Origin of the sequence: Ditibartonella choladocola (assembly GCF_002007565.1) — a bacterium.
GTDB lineage: Bacteria > Pseudomonadota > Alphaproteobacteria > Rhizobiales > Rhizobiaceae > Bartonella > Bartonella choladocola.
In genome coordinates this window covers 2,307,122-2,324,254 of record NZ_CP015625.1, presented here as the reverse complement: position 1 = coordinate 2,324,254, position 17,133 = coordinate 2,307,122, and the positions used below count along the sequence as shown (strand labels likewise).

General features: G+C 46.6%; 9 protein-coding genes. All 9 read left to right on the top strand.

Annotated elements, in window-relative coordinates:
• Nucleotides 1-17 precede the first annotated feature (17 nt).
• Nucleotides 18-1,769 (top strand): tryptophan 7-halogenase, encoded by a 1,752-nt coding sequence (locus BBC0122_RS10205; protein ID WP_077993546.1) that lies wholly within the window; start codon nucleotides 18-20, stop codon nucleotides 1,767-1,769.
• Complete coding sequence (locus BBC0122_RS10200; protein ID WP_225868113.1) at nucleotides 1,762-3,321, top strand: TolC family protein; 1,560 nt, start codon at nucleotides 1,762-1,764, stop codon at nucleotides 3,319-3,321. The genes BBC0122_RS10205 and BBC0122_RS10200 overlap by 8 nt, the downstream gene beginning before the upstream one ends.
• Before the next feature lie 216 nt (nucleotides 3,322-3,537).
• Nucleotides 3,538-5,763 carry a type I secretion system permease/ATPase gene (locus tag BBC0122_RS10195; protein WP_225868112.1) on the top strand — a complete coding sequence of 742 codons (2,226 nt, stop codon included), beginning with the start codon at nucleotides 3,538-3,540 and terminating at the stop codon, nucleotides 5,761-5,763.
• On the top strand, nucleotides 5,760-6,929 hold the full coding sequence (locus BBC0122_RS10190) for a beta-barrel domain-containing protein (RefSeq protein WP_077993545.1): 1,170 nt from the start codon (nucleotides 5,760-5,762) through the stop codon (nucleotides 6,927-6,929). The genes BBC0122_RS10195 and BBC0122_RS10190 overlap by 4 nt, the downstream gene beginning before the upstream one ends.
• Nucleotides 6,930-7,254: 325 nt before the next feature.
• Nucleotides 7,255-10,821, top strand: coding sequence for a hypothetical protein (locus tag BBC0122_RS10185; RefSeq protein WP_077993544.1), 3,567 nt, complete (start codon nucleotides 7,255-7,257; stop codon nucleotides 10,819-10,821).
• Between the two features lie 1,436 nt (nucleotides 10,822-12,257).
• Entirely contained in the window at nucleotides 12,258-13,625 is a 1,368-nt protein-coding gene (locus tag BBC0122_RS10180) for a MotA/TolQ/ExbB proton channel family protein (protein ID WP_077993543.1), read from the top strand.
• Nucleotides 13,626-13,630: 5 nt separating this feature from the next.
• Nucleotides 13,631-15,100, top strand: coding sequence for a TolC family protein (locus tag BBC0122_RS10175; RefSeq protein WP_077993540.1), 1,470 nt, complete (start codon nucleotides 13,631-13,633; stop codon nucleotides 15,098-15,100).
• Complete coding sequence (locus tag BBC0122_RS10170; RefSeq protein WP_077993538.1) at nucleotides 15,100-15,768, top strand: hypothetical protein; 669 nt, start codon at nucleotides 15,100-15,102, stop codon at nucleotides 15,766-15,768. Before BBC0122_RS10175 ends, BBC0122_RS10170 begins: the two co-directional genes overlap by 1 nt.
• On the top strand, nucleotides 15,743-17,032 hold the full coding sequence (locus BBC0122_RS10165; protein WP_198231586.1) for an HlyD family type I secretion periplasmic adaptor subunit: 1,290 nt from the start codon (nucleotides 15,743-15,745) through the stop codon (nucleotides 17,030-17,032). Before BBC0122_RS10170 ends, BBC0122_RS10165 begins: the two co-directional genes overlap by 26 nt.
• Nucleotides 17,033-17,133 lie beyond the last annotated feature (101 nt).

Here is a 17,133-nt window from a genome sequence, read left to right as displayed (position 1 = left end):
GGCGGGAAATTCCCGCCATGGAGAGTGACCTTCGGGCGGGGCGTATCTTTCCCGTTGCAGCGTTAAACCTCAGGTGGAGACAAAAATTGCTGGATCTTAGGCACGCAAAAAGAATTGCAGTTGCAGGTGGGGGATTGACCGGCTGGTTGGCCGCATTGATGTTGCGACGTGTGTTCAGCCCGAATGTGGAAATCGTGGTTTTGGAAGATCCCGATAATCCGGCTTATTCAGGGGGCGAGGGCGGATCCGGCAATTTTATTGCCAGTCTTGAACGTGCTTCTATCGACATTGATGAATTTGTGCGCGAAACCGATGCAACTTTCAAAATCGGCAATGCCTATCACGGTTGGCGCGCGGACAATGCAAACGATATTTTCTATGAGCTTTTTCCTGCACCCGACGAACATGTCGAAGAGGTTGATTTTTCGTTTCGCGGAGTTTGGCCGTTTCTTGCGACCCGTATTGCAACGGGAACACCTCTTCATACCTTGTTTCCCGGATTTTCACTGGTTGCAACGGGTGCTTCACAAGTCGAAGCCAATGCCGTTTTCAATCTGCGGCGTAGCGGCATAAAGCCGACATTCCATTTCAATGTCGGCAAATTTTTGAAGCTTCTGAAAAAAATTGCCCTTTCGCGGCAGATTTCCAGCCGGAGCCGGAAGGTGGTCGAGTTTGTCAAATCCGAAAGTGGCGATGTTGTCGCATTGAAACTTGTCGGTGGTGCCGAAATTTCTGCCGATTTTATCATTGATGCAACCGGTTTCGAGCGGCTTGGTGCAGAAAAGGCCTATAAATCCGTCTGGCGTTCATTTTCATCACAATTGCCGGAAGACCGCTATTTGTCTTTTAAAATTCCCGAAGAAAGAAAAAACCCCTCTCTTGTGAGTGCGGCGGTGGCGCTCGCCAATGGTTATTTATGGCAAGTGCCGTTGAGAGATCATGTCTTTGTGCACTATGTTTTTTCCGGCAAATCAGGCACTGAAACGCAAATCAGGCAAGCGCTTCAATCCTATTTCGGTTTTGCAGTCACGGCGGGCGTAATTTCAACTTACGAAGCGGGGAATTTCAAAACCGTCTGGAACAATAATGTGGTTTCTCTCGGTGTTGCGTCAGGCTTTATCAGTCCGCTTGAGTCTTCATCATTTGCGCATATGTTGCAACAGCTTGGCGAGCTTGAAAGAACGTTCATTGCCTGTCAGGGGATTATCGGCGCTCACACGATCGGGGCTTTCAATGAAGCAAATGACAGAAGCTTCGGCGAAATAGCCGATTTCCAGCGTATGCATTTTGATGGTGGCCGGTCTGACAGCGCATTCTGGCGCGAAGCCGGTCAGGCAAAACGTTCGCCAAATTATGAAGCCATGAAAGCCTGTTTTTCAGAACGGTTACCCCGCATTATCGACATTGCCGGTTATAATAGCGGTTGGTCTCCCCTGTTTCATTTGATGAACTGGCTGTTTGTTGCAGCACCGCTCGGCATTATCAGTGCCGGTGCGGCAATCAGAGACCTCAATTATCTGCCGCCGCGCATCATGGAAAGAATGCAACAATATGGTGCCGAACTTATGCGGATCAATGCGGCAAATGCCAAGCCGCAATGGAAAGATAGCGGAAACATTGAGCCGCGTGAACAGCAAGGCTTTGCCGCCTACCGGAATTATTCAACGGTTCCGGCCGGTGAATTTGGAGTGAAACCCGACAGGCAGTTTTCGGAAAGTTCCGGAACGATAGAAACAGCAGAAGGGAACTTGCGTGCAACACATGGTTAAGTTCAGCCTTTTGCAAAAATATCTGCTGCTTGGAGTAAGCCTGCTTGCCATCGGTATCAGCTTTACCGGTTGCACCACATCCCGATCACAAAGCCCGCGTGTGGTGCGCCATCATCCCGCCCAACCAAATTCCGGAAGTGGCGAGGCGGGGCTTATAGCAGATTCCATGATGTCGGTTGTCGACGAACATAATGTGGCGACCGGAAAAGCTGTCAACAATGAAGCGGAAGGCCAAAAAGCGGCTCAGGTCACAGCCGATGCGGCTTCCGGCAATGCCGACAATGCTTTATTAGAGAAATCACAAAACACAAATGCCAAAAATGGTCCGGTTACGACAATCGGTTTGAATGGCATTGGCATCAAGGATGCAGTCGGGGTTGCGCTTGCCCGTCACCCCGACATCGGGCGCGCCAATGCGGTTGTCGCTCAAGGCAAGGCACAAATAGCGATTGAAAAATCCGCCTGGTATCCGACGCTGCAATATAGCGTCAATCCCGGTTATAACCGCTATTATAATTCTTCCGGTAACAATAATGACCCCGGTAATGTGCGTGGCACAGTGGGAGCCTCGCAACTTATTTACGACTTTGGCCGCACCTCAAGCCGCATCGGTGCAGCTCGTGCAACGAACGAAAAACAGATGCACGAACTGCAAAGCACTATGGAAGATGTGGCGCAAAATATGGCCAATATTTTCATAGAGCTTTCGGCAGCACAGGATATGATCGGTGCGGCGCAAAGGGAATCCGCGCTGTTGCGCGATACGCATGATAAAATTTCCCAGCGTGTCAAAGCCGGTCTTTCCGATGCTTCCGATCTCAATCAGGCGGAAGTGGCGATGCAACGGGCAAAGTCCGATCTCTTGCAGGCGACAACGCGTTTCGATGTGGCTGCGGGAAAATTCGCGCAAATCAGCGGTTTCCGCCCGACAAAAGTGGCAACATTGGCTGAAACGAGCCGTTTCATGGACAGTTTGAGCAAGGGCAAGGGCGATGTCGACAAGACACCGGCGGTTCTTGCGGCAGAAGCGGAAGTCAAAGCCTCACAGCAAAGGGTGCGGCTTGCAAAAGCCGATCGTTTTCCCTCGGTGAGCCTTGGCGTCAGCCAATCGGGAGCAACCGGCCAGCGCAATGCCACCAATGACAGCACATTTGTCGGTTTGCAGTTAAGTGGCCAATTATCAACCGGAAAACGCGAAAAATATCAGATAGAGGCGGCCGAAGCGGAACTGCGCGCGGCAAGACAGGCACGCGACAATCAACAGCTTGTTTCGCGTACAACCCGCGGTTCTGCCGAAACGGAAGAAAGAGGGGCCAGCGCACGGATGGATAATGCCAGACAATTGATGGATTTGTCGCTTTCCTCGCGCGATCTCTATTGGCAGCAATATACCTTGAACAAACGCCCCCTTACCGATGTCATCAATGCCGAGAGAGATACGTTTTCTGCCGAAAGCGACCAGATTACAGCAATATCCGACCGGCTCTATGCCAAGGTCAAAGCCTATTATGCGGTGGGGCAATTGGTCACCCGTCTACGCGAGCACAATTGAAAGTATCACCATGTCAAGTTTGGAAATCATTTCAAATCGCATTTCGTTTCCTTCGGGCAAGAAAAATAAAAAAGCAACCGGTAATGAACCGGTTCCGAACCGGCCGCAGGCGGGGGATCCTCGCCATTAAATAATCCGGAAGCTCCGGAACGCGAGCCGCGAAAGGAAGCACGAGCGGAACACGAACCGCAAAAGGAAACCCGACAGGAAGGGGAAGTGAACACCCCGCGCGAAGCCCGAAAAACTGCCGGTATTGCGAAAAGCCAGGACGCCGGATTTGAACAGATCGACGCCGCCTCACTTATTGCCAAATGGGTCGATATTCTATTATTGGCAGCCCGCCAACTTGATATTCCGGTATCCGACGAACTTGTTAGAAATGCCGCCAAATGGAGCGGAAGAGAGGCCACCGAACAATCGATTATTGATGTTGCGCTAGCATCCGGACTTGCGGCAACTTTTGTCGAAGTGAGTGCCGGTGAAATATCGTCAGTGATGCTACCGGCCGTTATACAGGTTGATGGCACTCTGGGGCTTTTGACAGGGCGCGACAAAAACACCGCCATTATCCATTTTGTGGTCAATAATGCCGCATTTGAAAAACGTGTGCCATTTTCTGAAATTGCCAAAGGCGACAAAATCAGATTGCTGCTTGTCGAACGCCATCTGGCTGCCCACGATGACCGGCTTGACGAATATTTGCAAAAAAAACCGAAGTCGTGGTTCAAAGGGCTGTTTGTGAGCAATTGGCCAATATTTCTACAATTGGGGCTTGGCTCGCTTGTTGGCAATCTGCTTGCAATCGGCACGTCGCTTTTTGCCATGCAGGTTTGGGATCGGGTGGTGCCGGGGCGTTCCACCAATACATTATGGGTTCTCGCTTCCGGTGTTGCTCTCGCCCTGCTTCTCGAATTTGTTTTAAAGACAACCCGTGTGGCTGTGACCGATCATTTCGGCAAACAGGCCGACCTCAAATTGTCAGCCATGTTTTTTGCCCGCGTTTTGAATATCCGCAATGATGCGAGGCCAAGGTCACCGGGAACATTGATCTCGCAATTGCGCGATCTCGACCAGATGCGCGAGCTTTTGACATCGAGCACTTTGGGCGTTCTTATCGACCTGCCGTTTGTCGTGTCCTTTCTTTTCATCATCTGGCTCATCGGCGGTGCAATCGTTCTGGTTCCCGTCGCCGCCATTCCTTTCATTGTTCTGCCCGGAATTATTGCACAATTTCCGCTGGCCAAGCTTTCCGGTCAGGGGTTGGAAGAATCGGCCATGCGCAATGCCATTTTGATGGAGTCGATCTATCGGGCGGAAGACATCAAATTGTTGCAGGCAGAACCGCGGTTCCGCCGCCTCTGGGATGAAGTCAACAAGGTCAGCAGTAAAATCGGCCTGAAACAGCGCGAAATTGCTTCCATGCTGATGAATTTTTCCCAAACGATGCAGCAGATCGCCTATGTCGGTGTGGTTATTGCCGGCGTTTATGGCATTCTTGATGCCAAGCTCTCTTTCGGTGCTGTTCTTGCCTGTTCAATTCTAACCAGCCGCACCATTGCGCCGCTTGCCCAAATTCCGGCAATCTTGAGCAAGTTGCAAAATGCAAGAGTGGGAAAAAGGGGATTGGACGGGCTCCTTACTTTGCCCGTCGATCACGATAGCGACAAGGATTATTACCATAAGCCGGTTTTGACCGGTCAGTACCAGATGCAGGACCTCGTCTATCTTTATGGCCCGCAGGAAAAACCGGCTTTGATAATCCCCAAGCTCGATATTCGTGCCGGTGAAAAAATTGCCATTCTCGGCCGTGTCGGCGCCGGTAAATCGACATTACTTCGTTTGTTTGCCGGTCTTTCTGCACCCGTGCAGGGGCGCGTTTTGCTTGATGGCACGCCGATCGGCATGATCGACATTGCCGATGTGCGTCGTGATGTTGGTGCAATGTTTCAGGAATCGAGCCTGTTTTACGGAACCTTGCGCGACAATCTTCTTGCGGCCAATCCTCTGGCAAGCGACGAACAGATTCTTGCGGCGATGCGTTTATCCTCGGCCGATCATCTTCTTCTCAACCAGCCGCACGGGCTTGATCTGAAGCTTCGTGAAAGCGGTGTCGGCCTGTCGGGCGGGCAAAAACAAACATTGATGTTGGCGCGGCTTTTTCTGCGCTCTCCCCGCATTGTGCTTCTCGACGAGCCGACAGCTTCACTGGACGAAGCAACAGAAATTGCCGTGTTGAACCGGATGCAGTCATGGCTTGGCGAGAGAACATTGATTGTTGCCACCCATCGTTATCCGGTTTTGCAGCTCGTTGATCGCATTATTGTTGTCGACAATGGCAGGATTGTCCGCGACGGCCCGAAAGATGAAATATTGGGTATCCATCCGGTGAAGCCGGAAGCGGCGGAAACGTCTTTGCGGATGAAACAGAAAGTACAGCAATGAATGTCGATTCACTTGTGAAAATTCACGGCGTCAACCAGCGCGCACGGGCTATTCTGTGGATTATCATTGCGATGATTTGCATTTTCATTGTCTGGTCTTATTTCGCGGTGTTGAACGAAGTGGCTATCGGCGAAGGCAAAGTGATGCCCGCTTCAAAAGGCCAGATTATCCAGAATCTGGAAGGCGGTATTCTTGCCGAATTGATGGTGAGGGAAGGTGATGAAGTCAAAGAAGGACAAATTCTCGCTTCACTCGACCCTGCCAAAGCAAAGTCCAATGTTGATGAAACACTTGCCAAAATTGTTGCTCTCAAAGCGCGTGCTGCACGCCTTGACGCTGAAATGAACAATCAGGAAAAAGTCGATTATCCTGAAGATATAAGCGACAAAAAGGAAGTGATTGATCGCGAGACAGAACTTTTTTACACCAATCGTCAGGCTTTCAAGGAAAATGTTCTCAACCTCACAGAACAATTGAAACTTGCCCAGAACGAAGTCGAAATCGCCAAACCGCTTCTTAAAACCGGAGCCGCCAGCGAAGTGGAAGTCTTGAAGCTTCAACAGAATGCAGCCGAACTTTCTTCACGACTTGCTGCCACAAAAAACGAATATTATGTCGCCTTGCGCGGCGATTATACAAAAACCATGGCCGATCTTGAGCCGTTGTTGAAAACAAGGGAAGGACTGGCCGATCAACTGACGCGCACCGTTATCCGCTCGCCGACAAATGGTATTGTCAAAGATATTCGGGTAACCACCATCGGTGGTGTTGTTGCGCCCGGTGGCACGCTCATGGAAATTGTACCTTTGGGCGACCAGCTTCTTATCGAAGCCAAATTGAATCCGCGTGACATTGCCTTTATTCACAAAGACCAGAAAGCAAATGTCAAAATAACAGCCTATGATTCAGCAATCTATGGCTCGTTGCCGGGGCATGTGCAAATGGTTTCACCCGATTCAATCGAGGACGATGTCGACAAGCGCGTTTATTACTATCGCGCTTATATATTGACCGATCACAGCTACCTTGAAACCAAAGATGGAAAAAAACACCAGATTATTCCGGGAATGGTGGCAACTGCCGAAATCAGCACGGGTGAAAAAACCGTTCTTGATTATCTTATCAAGCCGCTCAATCGGGCGAAGGAGGCACTGCGGGAACGCTAGAAAACAGATCGGAATATAACGAATGGCAAAATCATTGAACGGGAAAAATCGTTGAACGGGAAAAATCATTGAACGGGAAAAATCGGCATTTTGCGGTTTTATTGTGTGCAACACTCTTCGTTTTTGTCCAGTTTTAAAGAAGTAAAAGCAAGTAAAGTAATTTAGTTTATAGAATATAAAATATTTAAATAATGAAAACAAAAATAAAATGAAAATTATAATCGATAGTTTTTAATTATTTAAATAAAAATATAAATGATATTTTATTTACACAAAATTATTACAGGTTAAACGAAACATGTTGAATAAGGTTTGAGCGTAAAGAATGGTCAATATTGCAGAACTTCTCAAGAAGTCGATAGAAAAGCAAAATTTGAAGCCGACCTCGGAAGTGCGTCAGCATATCTATGAGAAAGCGCGTTCTGCAATCAAATCCAAACTTGATGAAATGGATGCGCCGGAACTGGTTCAGCGCTCCTATCTGTTGCAACTCGAAGCAGCGATTTGTGAAGTGGAGTCTTTTTATGTGCTGGAACCGGAATTTTTCGAGCTTAGCCAAGAGAATGTAAGCTGCCATTTTGCCTATCACGCCTATTTGCCGGATTATTTTGGCACGAAACAGGATGTCGCTATTGATATGGCGAAATTGCGCCCGTTAACAGAAAGCCGGATAGATGTGAAGAAGCTTGAACAGGTCGGTATGAAAGAGCAACCATCCGCACTTGAGAGCGACGACGAAATTAACGCGCTCCATGAACAGAAATATAATCTGCAAGCTTCACGCGATAGAACCATCCATAACGGAGCAGATATTGCAGATAAAACGGAAAACAAAGGCGATAATCTTCACGCTTCAGCGATGAATAACGATAGGGGTAGCACGGTCGAGCCTCTCGGCACCAATTCAAGTAACGCGCCAATCGACCCCTTAATAGAAGGTCTGGAAGACGAGTTCGACAAGCTTTCAAAAAATATAGCCGAAGAAACTGCGGAAGTTGCAACTCATGCCCGGCAGAAGAACGAGCCGGTATTGATTATCAATTCCATGGTTGAAAGCAAAAAGCCGGAAATGGATAGCGAGACCCGTTTGCCGGAACGTGATGATGAAGTGTTACCGGTTTTTACGCAGCCCGATGAGAATGTTGTTCACGGGAAATCGGAGCAAGAGCAACACAATCCCGATAAAGAGAATAGGGGTAGGCAGCAGCAAATGCATATAGGTGCCGAAGACCAATCCGGCAAAAAGTTTTTTAGTGAGTTGCAAAGACAAGGCGTTGAACCTGTTGTTGGAACTATAGAAGAAGAGGTCTCTGTTTTGCCAATGCCTGATGGAGCAGAACCGGAAAATCGCGCAACAACACAAACCGGTTACAGCGAAAAACAGCAAACAGTCTTTATCGAAAAACCGGCAAATGAAATGCCAGCGCCAACCGGTGTTTTTCGCCGTTCAGAAGCTCCTTTGTCGACCGGCGACAGAATGAGCGAAGCCGCACATCATGCCGGAGCAAGACAGAAGTTTGACGAACAAAATAAGAGTGTTGGAGAACAACAAAGGTTAGAGGCAGGACAAACACCCGATAGAAGCAACAAGGATGACAGAACAAACAGCGATGACAGAACAAACAGGGCTGATAGAGAAAACAGTGACAGGAAAGAAAAGCCGGTTTTTTCCGACGTTTTGAAACCTCGACCGAGGGGGGCAATGAGGCCTGACGCAGAGGATTACCCCCTCTATATCGACACACCGGCCAATCCGGTTTCGATCGACAGTTTCTTCAACCAAAACGCTTTTTCCATGGTTGATGCACAAGCCGAAAGAAATGCACGACAGCCTTTCGACAATTCTGCGGGCAGTCGTTATAATATTCAGGAAAATCGCGGGAAGGAGCACCAACAGAGCTTTTTCAAAACCGAAACAGTGGTGATGGCAGAGGCTGTGCCTTCTTCTGCGGTGAAAGAAAATAGCGGCATTTCTTCCTCTGTTTCGAGTGCGCAGGTTACTTCCTTCAGTGCTGCGACAGTTGTGTTTCCAACAAAAAGAAATCCGGATGAGAAGGCGGTTTCGGGTTCTGTTTCAGGTTCGGATAAAGCTGTTTCAAAGCAAATAATGTCAGAAGAAAAACCGGCTTTTTCGGGAAAGCCTTCATCGCGGCAAGAACAACCGGCTCGAAGCACCGTTACTGAAGGCGATATTGTCCGACAATCGTTTGATACCACTAAAACCAATGCCACTCACAATGAAAAGCCATATATCACTTCCGCCGAAGCAGCTTCCGGTAAAATAGCCGTTGATGATGAAAAAATATTTGCAACCGGATCTGTGAACAAAGCCGCTCCATCCTTTTCTAATGCTGAAGAAACAAGCGCGGATATTGACGTTCATACAATCGAAGAAAAAACGGCAATCGAAGAAAAAACGGCAATCGAAGAAAAAATCGCAACCGAAGAAAAAACCGCAACGCGTATGACTGCGGAAAGCAATGGAACGACTGATAAAGAAGTGGCGGCCTTTCAATTATCACATGAAGACAATTCGACAATGAAAGGTGAAAATAAGAAAAACCAACTCACAACTGCAATTTCAGAAAATAAAACTGCGGAAATAGGTGCGCCCGATATTGCCGACACATTTGAAAAGAACAGAACCGCGTTTTTCGGAAATCTCGATCATAGGGGTGAAGAACTCGATCATAGGGGAGAAGAAAATGTCACGCAGGATCTCTTTCCAACAGTTCCGGTTGATCGTAAAGGTGCAAAAAGATGGGAAAAGCAGCCATCACGCATGAAAGATTTTCAAGACTATCATGCAAAATTATGGAACAAACCTTTTATTGCAGCCGCAATTTTTCTCGTTTCTTTGCTTTTAGCCGGCGGCTATTTCTTCAACCGTTCAAAACCGTCTGTAGCGATTGGCGAACCGTTCAAACAAGCAGGGGAAAGCGTGACTGCAAACAGAAATGAAAAGCCTGACCCTGCGCAAACGGCTGCGATCAATCAACCGGCCTCACCTGAAACTGTCGTGGGTTTACTGCGACAAAAATATGTTCCCTTGGGCAATTTTGAAGATGAACAAAGCTCGACAGACCGGAATTTTTCCGACAAAAAAAATAGCGAGACGCAGAAGAACGGGCTATCCGTTCAATCACAACGGGTAAAAGCGGATGATCGGGAAGAGGCTGAAGAAGCCGTTTTGACACCGAAGGAGAGTGTCAGAACCGGCGCGGTTTCCTATCCGATATCGGTGATGCGCCCGCAATTGGAAGAGGTCCCGAATAAAAACGTAACAGGGGGAAGCCGGACAGACGCGACTATTCAGCCGGATGATTTTTCCGACAAACAAAGTTCAAATGAAGAAAAACCGGAAGCCGCCCTGTTGTTGCTTACCGACAAGAAGGGCAAACAAGTGAAGTTGCAATCAACTGTAAGCTGGTCACTTAACGCTCCCCATTCAAAAGATAATCCGCTTGATGAAACGGCATTGGTTGGCAATTTCAAAACCGATGACGGAAAATTATCGGCTCGAATGAGTATCCGGAAAAACTATCGCAACAATCTGGGAGCAACCCACCTGATCGACCTTTCATTTTCCCAATCGGACAATTTTGACGGCGGTGTTGTGGTGGATGTCAAAGGTATTTATTATGGCGACAAAACCAATGTTTTGAATAAACAGGCTGCAACAATCGTTGCCGATCTTTATGAAAACAACTTTGTTGCTTCTTTGCGTGATGATGAGGATGATAAAGAAACAAACCGGAATTTTTTAACCCGTTCAGCGGTTATAGGTTTTCAAACCGTTTTCACCGACGGCAAAACGGCACTTTTTATGTTGAACAAATCTGCCTCGGAAAATCGCCTGTTCGATAGTTTCAATGCAAAAACCACCCATTGAAAGATGAATAAATTGTTCACAAAAAACAGACAAGCAATCAGTATTGAAATATGGTCACGGAGGAAAGGAAAGCCGATGCTTTTATAAGGTTTCAGGAATAAAACGCCTATGCTTTCAACCGGTTTATCGTCTCTCGTTATTTTTGTTGCGGTCGATATAATCTATCTGGCGGGTAAATTTTTCCCGAAAGTCGGGTTGTAGAGGCCAGCTTTTCGACTGGAAATAATGCTGCTGCCATGCCAATTCGACAGTTCACCAATCAACCTTCGCTATAGCACCGATTCAAGATATATTGGCGCCGGAATTGAAAGATAATTGCAGCTTAAAATATTCGCGTTTTTTCTTATGTGAGACGAGAAACACAGGTTTGCGACCGTTATGGCGACGATAATGGAAATCAACCATTAAATAAGTCATTGATGAGACGGGTTCCATAAAACGGTCAAAGGAAGAGTTGCGTTTACAAAACAGAAGGAAGAAGAGCCACATTTTCATGAAAACAATTATTATGCTTGGCATTACAGGAAAAACGAACCTTTTTCAAAAAAAAGGCGAAGAAGCAACAATGGACAGCAAATTACAGCGTGCAATAGAGTGACCAGGTTTTAAGGAACAACCGGAAAGCACCCGCCTATAATCCGTAAAACTTTGATAGCCCGCTATTTTTTAGTTAAAAATAGTATATCAACGTTTTATAAAAGCTTATCTATTCATTTATGGCGCAATTCCTCCTATAATATCCATATTATTTAAATAATAGTTTTAAAAATAAGTAAAATTATAATAGGAAATATTGACAATTATCAAATAATATTAAATAAATTAAATTTTTAACAAAAAAATATTATAAAATAGAGTCTAAAATAATATAATCAATTTATAACAAAATACATATTCTTATCTAACTTTATGACTTTTTATTAAATGTTGTGAATTCTTTGCATTCTACTAAACTAATGGTTGAATTTAAAAAAATATGTGATAAGAATGTGAAAAATCAACTTGATCGGGCAGAAATAAGTTGATTTTGTTAATCAAGTTTAAAGCAGAGAAATCATCAGATAACTGAACTATTGGTTGAAAAATTGGCTCGTAATTTTCGGTGCTTTTCGTTGATTGTTCATTGAAATAAAACGGCTAAATATTTTTATCGGAATTTATTTCATAAAAAAATGCTGAAAAATCAGCAGGTTAAAAACCAGGAAATTTTTTATTAAGCATTTTTTTTAACCAAAAATTTACCATGTCTTGAAAAGATATAGCAAATCGTTAAAAGATGAAATTGATTCTTAACCGGCAAATATTTGGGAACGTAGGGGGTGAAGTCCAAATCGGGTTGTTAGAAGCAAGATTGTCGGGACGAGTTTTCGGTGATTAACCATTGTAAAGATAAGGCTGATAAAGGTCATGCTTTGTTTCCTTTTTGAGGGGGTCGTATGAGATCTACACGTTCTGTGCTTTATTTTTCACTGCTTCTGGCAATGTTGTCGCTCATCGCATTGCTTTATACGCTGATTTTTCACGGTGATTTTGTAGCACATAATATTATTTTCAACTCGATCATCGCTTGTTTCGATGTCATTGTGTTGTCTTACGCCCTCTACACAATTTTTTATCTCCAACGCGGAATGGTACAGTGGCAGAAATTCAAGCAAAACTTCCCGCACGAGGGAGACGAGCCGGTCCTCAAAGGTGGTATGCGGTTGTTGCGTGGTCGTTTGCGTGATCTCATCAGCTTTAACGAAGATGAACGTAATTCGGCTATTTCTCTGGTTTCAACCGCGCTTGACTGGCGTGTCGATTTTCTCTTCTACGCTGCCGGTGCTGTTATTTCGATGGGGTTGCTCGGTACCTTCTTCGGTCTGACCTTTACGATGGAAGGTATTCGCGGGTCGATCGACGTTCTTTCCTCGGCAGATGAAATACAGGCAAAATCTCTTGTCAATTCATTGGCTGCGCCACTCGGCGGTATGGCAACGGCGTTCTCCTCTTCGATGTTCGGTCTGGGGTCGTCGATTTGTGTGGGGCTTATTGCCCATTTTATGGGGCGTACAACCGAAGGATGGGTTTACGATATTGAAAAATGGTCATTTGTTGCAAGTGGAGAAGAAGCGTCGAAAATGGCCGGTGAAACCGGTACAATAGATGCAACAACGCGTGCGATAAATCGTTTGGCCGCGGTGCTTTCCCGTCATGTCGAGTTTTCACACGAGGATACCGGAAAATTTATCGATATTTCCAATAGTTTCGTTCAAGGACAGGCTATTCAGCAGCAAACAATGGAAAAAATGTTGACTGTTGTAACGGAACAATCGGAAAGCAATAAGCGCTCTGTCGAGACAATTCTGAATACGGTGACCTCTAATGCCGAGGCAACAAAGCAGATTATCGAAATTATCGGGAATAACTATCAGGCGCTTAGCGAACTGAGCGATATTGCCAAAACCAACAGTGCCTATATTGCGCGCGGCATTGAATCTCAGGAAAACAATAATCAAACTGTGGCGCAGGCCATTGCCGGTTTGAACCAGATCCGTATTGAATTTTTGACAAGCCTTGAAGCAATTTCCAATAAACTTCAGGAAATTCAACGTGATACCGGTTCGATCGAACAGTCGGCGGCGAATTTGCTTACGCACAGTGTCCAGCAGGAAAAGGCACTTGAGAACGCAAATCAGGTTATGCATACACAGCAGAAAGCGATCATGGAGGGAATGCGTGATCTGACAGAAGCGCGTGTTTCTATTGTCTCTGCCATCAAAGCTGCACAAAAGGTCAGTGATGTTCCACCCACGAAAGGCTAATTCTAATGAATTGCTCAAACAGTTTTAAGCGTGTGGTGTCTATTCTTCTGGTAAGTTGCAGTGTTGTTTCGACCGGCTGTGCACAGAACAGGGGTAAGGTTGCCCCTACAGGTGTCGATACAATGACAACTCAGGCGGTTAAGGATAGCAACCGTTCGGAGGGCGGTCAAAAAGCCGGAGTTACCAATGTTAATAGTCCGGTAACAGAAAAATCCAAAGAATTTTTCAAGCGGGAAAAACAGACATTAACGCTTGAAGAAGCGTTGAAGAAAGCTCACGATTATTCGTGGACAATCAAAGTGGCAAAGAGCCAGCTTGATATTGCCGAAAGCCGTCTCGATCAGGCAAAAGCGAAATATTATCCGACGGTCGGTGCCGAATTGACAGCTCCGAATTTGCGCTATGATGGTGGCATCACCAGTCGCGATCGTGATTTTGACGATACAGCCTTTGCAGGCGTTGACGTGCGCTATAGCATTTACGATTTCGGTCGTCGTGATGCTGATAAAGAAGCAGCAAGCTATAATTTGCGCGCGAGCGGACATGCAAAACATGCCGAAGACCTGACTGTTATGTTCGATACAGCCAATGCTTATATGGCTGTTCAGGCCTATACCGAACAGCTTCAATCGGCTATCGGCTATGTCAACAAGATTACCTCGTTGAACCAGACAATTGGCGAAAGTGTTGCGGGTGGTATTTCGCCGCAGTCGGATGCGGTTCGTGGGCGTCTGGCATTGAGCAATGCAGTCAACCGGCGCAAGGATATAGAGCTGAAATTGTCCCGCGCCCGCCAGAAATTGAATGCACTGGTGGGGATGGAAGTGGAAGCTTTGCCGGCCAAGCGCACGGCGCTCCCGCCGGTAAGGGATCTGGATAATATTGCAGTCAATGCCGCCGATCAAAATCCGGCAGTGCTTGCAAGAGGTGCAGCACTCGAAGGAAGCCGGAAAAGTGTTGTCGGCGCCAAAGCGAGTTTGAAGCCAAAGCTTGATTTGACTATAGATTACAAGCGTAGTCTGGAGAGCGTCGATAATCTTTACAATGTATCGAACACGGATGGTGGCGTTCAACTCAAATTGACATTCGATATTTTCGATCTTTCCAAGAAAGCGAAAATTCGCGAAGCTTATGCGCAGGTCAATGTCAATGAAGCTCAACTTGGCAAAGAGCGTTCGACGGTGAATGACGAAGTTCGTGCCTTGCTTGGCGATATTGAAATAACATCGCAACAATGGTCGATCAGTGAGGAGGCCACCCGCGAAGCGGATAAAACCCGTGGTCTTTATCTTGAAGAATTTCGTCTGGGTGACCGAAAATTGTCCGATCTGATTACCGCAGAAACGGAATATTTTACATCAAGAACGGATGCAATCGACGCTCGCTACGGCTTTATGCGCGCTGTGTTCAGCATCTATTATCTGGCTGGCAAGCCACATGATGGGCTATTGGCTCTTCAATTGGTGGAGCATTAATGATGTCTCAGAAACGTGGTGGTGAAAATATCTGGATTGCCTATGCGGATATGCTGACCGTTCTTTTGATGGTGTTTCTATTGTTGGCCATGCTGTTCCAGGTCATTGTTGCAACATCGAAAATTGCCGGTCCTGAAACGGAAGCAGGAACCCAGACTGCGAGCGGGGAACAATCAAGCGGCGATGCGCAGAAAGCTGGCGATAGTGAATCGAAATTCAGCACGTCGAAAGAAAATCTTCCGACAGCCAGTGGTGGCAAGAAAGATGACGGTAGCGCACAGGTTGCAGTCAAATTGCCACTTGTCATGGTAAACACGGATGTCTTGAAAGAGCGTGACGGGGATTTGCGGATCAAGGTCGAATTGAACAGAACCTATTTGACAGGAACCCAGCAAAACGAAGTGCGTGAATGGGCATTACGAAACAAGAGTGTGCTGACAACCGAAAAATTGCGGATTTATTCGGTTGGACGGAGTGTGAATGTTTCAACAGGTGATACATTATTGTTGCAAGTTAACCGTGCTGTTGCAACAATGGCTGTGTTGCAAAAAGAGGGTGCGATTATCAAAAATATCAGGTTTGATAATCTGATTGTGCCGGATAACACAGAAGATTATATTATATTACGTGTTGAACATGACAATGCTGATAACAACAAAACGCAGTAAGTGGGGCAAACTCGTCAACGCAGTGAAGGCCATTTCGCCATCAAAATGGCTTCTGGCACTGTGTCTGCTTGCAGCGTTTTTGTGGGCTGCGTTCTGGCCGTTCGATGTACTGGTTCGAGGACATGGAATTATCCGTGTCGAGGGGCATAATATCGAGATACAACATCCCGAAGGCGGGGTGTTGAAACAGCTTCTCGTTACCAATGGCGAGGTGGTCAAGGCCGGAGAGGTGCTTGCCAATGTTGAAAATCTCACGGTTGCTGAAGATAATGAAAGCAATTTCATTGCGCTTCGCGCCTATGAATTGCGCGAACAAAGATTGCGGGCGGAACTCGCCGGAAAGGAATTCAATCCGCCGGAGCCTAACAATCCCAAGCTCGCCGAAATCTACCATAATGAAACCGATTTATACAATGCACGTAAGCGCGCTTTGGATGAATCTATTGCCATTGCAAAAACCCAGTATGAACAAAAAGAGGCACAACTTGCTTCCAATGCTATTGCGATAGAAAATCTCGGTGCCGAGATGCAATTATCGAACGAGCATATCAAACTTCTGGAACCTTTGGTGGCAAGAGGCGCAGCACCGGAAGCGACACTTGTTCAACGACGGCTCGAATATCAAAAAGTTTTAAGCACGCTTGCCGATGCACGTTCAAAAGTTCCCGGAATGACAGCCGCACGCGATGAAGCCAAGCTGAAAATGTCGATGTATAGAACCGAATTCAACGAGGATGCCAATAAGCAACTTGCCGAAGTTCAGGTCAAGTTGGAGACAGCGAAAGCGCAGTGGGAAGCCAGCAGACAAAGAGCGAAAAATTCCGAAATCGTGTCGCCGGTCGATGGTGTGATCCAGCAAGTGGTGATGCCGCATGTGGGTGCCGTTTTGCGGCCGGGAGAAAAACTGTTTGAAATCGCACCGAGCGAAGTTCCGCTTGTTGCGGATGTCAAGGTCAACCCGCAGGATCGCGACCGGTTGTGGGTGGGGCAGGATGTGAGAGTGCGCGTCCTTGCCATTTCAAATTACAGTAGCCCGACCTTGCAGGGAAAAGTTTCCGTGATTAGCGCCGATGCCGTCGGTGAAGAGGATAAGGGGGGACGCTATTACGAGGTTACTGTCACGATGGATGCGAAACAGAATGAAAAACTGAAAATATTTCCGGGCATGACCGTTGAAACCTTTGCACTGGCCGGACAACGAACGTTTCTTCAATATTTGTTCAAGCCCTTTATTGACGGAATGTCGGTTGTCTTTAGCGAATGAGGAGGGGTACTGCGTCGCAATTGAGCTTGTTACAGAAGACGAATATTACTATATTTATAACGTTGTAAGTGTATCCCGAATTTCGAGGGTACTGAAAATCA

What these genes read in the sequence shown, in the direction of transcription:
- BBC0122_RS10205 (WP_077993546.1), top strand. Translation starts at nt 18, where the DNA reads ATGGAGAGTGACCTTCGGGCGGGGCGTATCTTTCCCGTTGCAGCGTTA.
- BBC0122_RS10200 (WP_225868113.1), top strand. Translation starts at nt 1,762, where the DNA reads ATGGTTAAGTTCAGCCTTTTGCAAAAATATCTGCTGCTTGGAGTAAGC.
- BBC0122_RS10190 (WP_077993545.1), top strand. Translation starts at nt 5,760, where the DNA reads ATGAATGTCGATTCACTTGTGAAAATTCACGGCGTCAACCAGCGCGCA.
- BBC0122_RS10185 (WP_077993544.1), top strand. Translation starts at nt 7,255, where the DNA reads ATGGTCAATATTGCAGAACTTCTCAAGAAGTCGATAGAAAAGCAAAAT.
- BBC0122_RS10180 (WP_077993543.1), top strand. Translation starts at nt 12,258, where the DNA reads ATGAGATCTACACGTTCTGTGCTTTATTTTTCACTGCTTCTGGCAATG.
- BBC0122_RS10175 (WP_077993540.1), top strand. Translation starts at nt 13,631, where the DNA reads ATGAATTGCTCAAACAGTTTTAAGCGTGTGGTGTCTATTCTTCTGGTA.
- BBC0122_RS10170 (WP_077993538.1), top strand. Translation starts at nt 15,100, where the DNA reads ATGATGTCTCAGAAACGTGGTGGTGAAAATATCTGGATTGCCTATGCG.
- BBC0122_RS10165 (WP_198231586.1), top strand. Translation starts at nt 15,743, where the DNA reads ATGCTGATAACAACAAAACGCAGTAAGTGGGGCAAACTCGTCAACGCA.